Annotated in this window: 5 protein-coding genes and 1 pseudogene; all 6 read right to left on the reverse strand. The window is 69.3% G+C overall.

What is annotated here, in order from left to right:
* The coding region (locus GY24_RS17090; RefSeq protein ID WP_133161241.1) for a Clp protease N-terminal domain-containing protein at positions 1-748 on the reverse strand (748 nt) is incomplete at its 3' end.
* A gap of 309 nt (positions 749-1057) precedes the next feature.
* Positions 1058-1987 carry a bifunctional DNA-formamidopyrimidine glycosylase/DNA-(apurinic or apyrimidinic site) lyase gene (gene mutM, locus GY24_RS17095; RefSeq protein WP_104477812.1) on the reverse strand — a complete coding sequence of 310 codons (930 nt, stop codon included), beginning with the start codon at positions 1985-1987 and terminating at the stop codon, positions 1058-1060.
* A gap of 43 nt (positions 1988-2030) precedes the next feature.
* Positions 2031-2726: a ribonuclease III gene (rnc, locus tag GY24_RS17100; protein ID WP_104477814.1), complete on the reverse strand. Its 696-nt coding sequence runs from the start codon at positions 2724-2726 to the stop codon at positions 2031-2033.
* Positions 2727-2770: 44 nt separating this feature from the next.
* Positions 2771-2974, reverse strand: a complete 204-nt coding sequence (gene rpmF / locus GY24_RS17105; protein ID WP_067226862.1) for a 50S ribosomal protein L32 — start codon at positions 2972-2974, stop codon at positions 2771-2773.
* A gap of 2 nt (positions 2975-2976) precedes the next feature.
* A complete protein-coding gene (locus GY24_RS17110; protein ID WP_104477816.1) occupies positions 2977-3480 on the reverse strand; it encodes a YceD family protein in 504 nt (167 codons plus the stop codon).
* Between the two features lie 75 nt (positions 3481-3555).
* A pseudogene (locus GY24_RS17770) lies at positions 3556-4114 on the reverse strand (hypothetical protein); the annotation flags it as partial.

Here is a 4114-nt window from a genome sequence, read left to right on the forward strand (position 1 = left end):
CGCCGGCCTCGCCGACGAGCACGGGGTTGTTCTTGGTGCGGCGGCTGAGGATCTCGATGGTCTGCTCGATCTCGTCGGCACGGCCGATGACGGGGTCGAGCTCGCCGTCGGCGGCGCGCTGTGTCAGGTCGGTGCCGAAGGCGTCGAGCATGGGGGTCGCGGACGCCGCGGCGCCCCCTGCCTTCTCCCTGTCACCGAGTCCGGCGTCGCCGGGCTCACCCGCCGTCACCGGCTCGCGGATCTGCTGTGTCAGCGCCTCGGCGGTGACCCCGGCACGGGCGAGCACCTGGCCGGCGGGGGCGTCCTGCCCCAGCACGAGCGCGAAGAACAGGTGCTCCGGGTCGATGTACGTGGATCCGCTCGAGCGGGCCACCTGGTAGCTGTGGAACAGCGCGCGGGAGGCGCTGGGCGTGATGGTTGCGGCGTCGATGTCTGCGACATCCGTCGCGGCGGGCAGGCGCGCCTCGGTCGCGGTGATGATGTGCTCCGGCGCCACGCCGATGCGGGCGATCGCCTGCGAGACGCTCTCGTCCTCGACGATCACGCGCAGGATGTGCAGGGCGTCGAGTTCGGTCTGGCCGCGCTCGAGCGCGAAGCGTCCAGCCTGGCGCAGGATGCTCTGGGTGCGTGCGGTCAGGAAGCGGCTGAGGTCGATCGACCTGGCCTGCCGTGCCTGCTCGCCCGCAAGGTAGCGGGAGAGGAACTCGTCGAACGAGTTGGCTCCGGGCTCTGTGAAATCTTCGGGCACCAATCCTCCTCAGGTAAAGTTGAGTGCAGTTCGCTCAAGTTCAACGCTGGAGGCGCGGCGGTATTCCGGCTCACGGTGTTTCTCCAGCCTCGGCCGGCCGAGGCGGCACAGCGCCGCGCGCCCACTCGCAGCCTCGCCGCCGCGCCGCCCCGCCGCCGCCGAGCCGCGCCGCCCTCTGCGCCAGTTGGTAGGCCTTAGCGCCCGCTCATGTGGCGCGGAGGCCTACGAAGTGGTGCAGGGCGCGCATCGTACGGGCGCGGGCAGTGGCGGGGGCCCGGGCGCGAGGCGTCAGGCGTGAGGCGCGGGGCGTCAGGCGCGCAGCGCGCGCAGCCGCTGACACTTCGGGCAGAAGTGCGAGCCGCGGTTCATGAACTGCTCGCGCTGGATGGGAGTGCCGCAGCGCGGGCACGGCTTGCCCTGCTGGCCGTAGGCGTTGAGCGAGTGCGCGAAGTAGCCGGAGGCCCCGTTCACATTGACGTACTGCGCGTCGAAGCTGGTGCCGCCCTCGGCGAGGGCCTTCTCGAGCACGTGGCGCACTTCGGCGAGCAGGGTGCGCTTCTTCTGCGTCGACAGCGAGGATGCCGGCTGCTCGTAGTGCAGCCGCGCCGCCCAGAGCGCCTCGTCGGCGTAGATGTTGCCGATGCCGCTGATCAGGCCCTGGTCGAGCAGGGCGCGCTTGATGCCGGTGTTCTTGCGGGCGAGCGCGGCGAAGAAGGCCGCGTCGGAGAAGGCGGGGTCCAGCGGGTCGCGGGCGATGTGGGCGACCTGACTCGGCAGGCTCAGCCGCCACGAGCTCGCACCGTCGATCGCTGCCGGGCCGGCGAAGCCGGCAGGGACGCCATCCGGGGTCGGCACCATGCGGTCGACGGCCATCGAGCCGAAGATCCGCTGGTCGACGAAGTTCACCCAGAACTCGCCGTGCTCCGGGTGCTCGATGGCCAGCCGGATGCGCAGCAGGCCAGACTCCTCGAAGCCGGGGCTGCGCAGCAGAACCTGCCCGCTCATGCCCAGGTGGGTGACGAGCGCGCGGCCGCTGGCGAGAGGGATCCAGAGGAACTTGCCGCGGCGCACGGCGGCCAGCATTCGCTGCTCGAGGAGCAGACCCTCAAAGCTGCCGGATGCCGCGTCGTGGCGTTTCAGCGATCGCTCGTCAAACACCTCGACGCCGCGCACGAGCGCGCCGCCGATGGCCGGGGCCAGCCCGGCGCGGACGACCTCGACCTCGGGCAGCTCAGGCATCGGGCAGCTCACGCATCGGGCAGCTCTACGGGACGCCGGGGCGCTACTTGCGCCCGGTGAGGCGCGACCACGCCTCGAGGGCCGCGGCCATCTCGGCGTGCTTCTTGCTGGTGCCGTCGCCGCTCGCGGTGACGTCGCCGACGGTGACCGTCGCCACGAAACGCTTGTCGTGGTCAGGTCCGCTCTCGGTGATCTCGTAGACGGGCACGCCGCCGCCGCGGTGCGCGGCGATCTCCTGCAGGCTCGTCTTCGGGTCCATGGTGACCCCGAAACGGTCCGGGTCGGCCAGCAACGGCTCGATCAGGCGCAGCACGAACGGTGTCGCCACGTCGCCACCCTTGTCGAGGTAGACGGCGCCGATGATCGCCTCGACCGTGTCGGCGAGGATGGAGGCCTTGTCGCGACCGCCGGTCAGGATCTCACCGCGGCCGAGCCGGATGTACTGACCCAGCCCGATCGCACGGGCGACCTCGGCCAGCGCGACACTGCTCACCAGGCTGGCGCGTCTCTTTGCGAGGTGTCCCTCGTCCAGATCCGGGAAGCTGCGGTAGAGCATGACCGTGACGGCCTGCCCGAGAATCGAGTCGCCGAGAAACTCCAGGCGCTCGTTGGTGGGAATGCCACCGTTCTCGTACGCAAAAGAGCGATGCGTGAGAGCAAGCTCCAGCAGCGCATCGTCGATATCGATGCCGAGAGACGCCGCAAGGGCATCCCGCGGCTGCTCAGGAAGAGAAGCCATGCAAGATGCCCTTCAGACGGCGTACGTCGGCAACGAGTGCCGAATTAAACGTCGGCGACCTTACGGCCCTTGTACTCCATGAAGAGTTCGGTGCCGGCCGAGTCGGTGACAACCTTGGCGCGGTGCGGGAGGCTGTAGGTGACCTTGCCGTTTTCGACGGTCTTGACGAGGTTGGGGACCTCAGCCTTCCACTGCGAACGGCGGGCGCGCGTGTTGGAGCGTGACATCTTCCGCTTGGGAACAGCCATGACTATCTCTCTTTCTTCGTGTCGATGCCGGCGTTTCCGCCTGCTTCGTTGTCTGTGGAAACCTGCAAGTCCGCAAGCGCAGCCCAGCGCAAGTCGCGCGGCTCTTCTACGGTGAGTTCGGGTTTTTCGGCAAGCCGCTCCCCGGTCTCAGGATTGAGACCTGGGCAATCCGGCCGGCAAACCGGCTGGAACGGAAGTGCAAGCACAACCGCATCCCTGATCAGCGGTTCAAGATCCACGTGGTCATTTTGAACCTCATACTCAAAAGCTTCATCAGAAGAATACGCGAAAAGTTCCTGAAACTCGACTTCGACTGGCAGTTCGATGTCAATCAGGCACCGTCCGCAGATTCCGGATGCCGTCGCCTCGATGCTCGCGCTGACCAAAACGCCCTCGTGAACGGCCTCCAGACGCACGTCGACGTCAATGATCTCGCCCTCGCGAACGGCGACGAGGCCTTCTCCCAGCTGGGCAGGGACGGGAATCTCGAGCTCCACCTCGCGCATCTCGCCTGCTCGACGAAGAAGGTCGCGCACGTGCACGGTGTAGGGCGTCTTGCTGAAATTACTCACCACGAGATCCTAGCGAGTATTGCTGGGGGCTCCCTCCGCGCCGGCGCCCCAGGCGCCGCGCAGGCGCCCGAACAGCGAGGCCGGCAGCAGCCTGGCCCGCACGCGGCGGCCGAATGGGGTGGCGGATCTGATCGCGGAATCGAGCAGCGCGGCGTCGTGCAGCTCCGCGCGCGCCCGGTGCGCGGCGTCCGCAGCGCCCGGCTCCGTGGCGCCGGGCCGGGCATAGCTCTCCCGTTCAACCTCGGCGAGGAGTCGATCCAGGGCGGGGCGCCAGGCGGCCGGGTCGGCGCGCTCGGCACTGCCCAGCACGCCCGCCAGCTGCGCGGCCCGCGCACGGGGCGTCTCGGTGTCGGAGACGGGATGGCCGCAGTCCGTCAGCGTGTCGGCGAGATCCTGCCAGAGCGGTTGCACGCCGCCGCCCGTCCGCGCCCGATGACGCCTCCCCGCCCGCAGCCCGGTGCGGCTGAGCAGCGGGAGGCTGAGCAGGAGGACGAGCCCGGCGCTGAGGAGCAGCGTGCGGGTGAGCAGAGCCCGGGCGTCGGCGGCCTGCGCCAGCGACCCCGCCTGC

This window comes from Microterricola pindariensis (genome assembly GCF_002936985.1).
Classification (GTDB): domain Bacteria; phylum Actinomycetota; class Actinomycetes; order Actinomycetales; family Microbacteriaceae; genus Microterricola; species Microterricola pindariensis.

Bases quoted from the DNA above. Each gene is read 5' to 3' on its own strand.
- mutM (WP_104477812.1), bottom strand. From the start codon at position 1,987: ATGCCTGAGCTGCCCGAGGTCGAGGTCGTCCGCGCCGGGCTGGCCCCG.
- rnc (WP_104477814.1), bottom strand. From the start codon at position 2,726: ATGGCTTCTCTTCCTGAGCAGCCGCGGGATGCCCTTGCGGCGTCTCTC.
- rpmF (WP_067226862.1), bottom strand. From the start codon at position 2,974: ATGGCTGTTCCCAAGCGGAAGATGTCACGCTCCAACACGCGCGCCCGC.
- GY24_RS17110 (WP_104477816.1), bottom strand. From the start codon at position 3,480: ATGCGCGAGGTGGAGCTCGAGATTCCCGTCCCTGCCCAGCTGGGAGAA.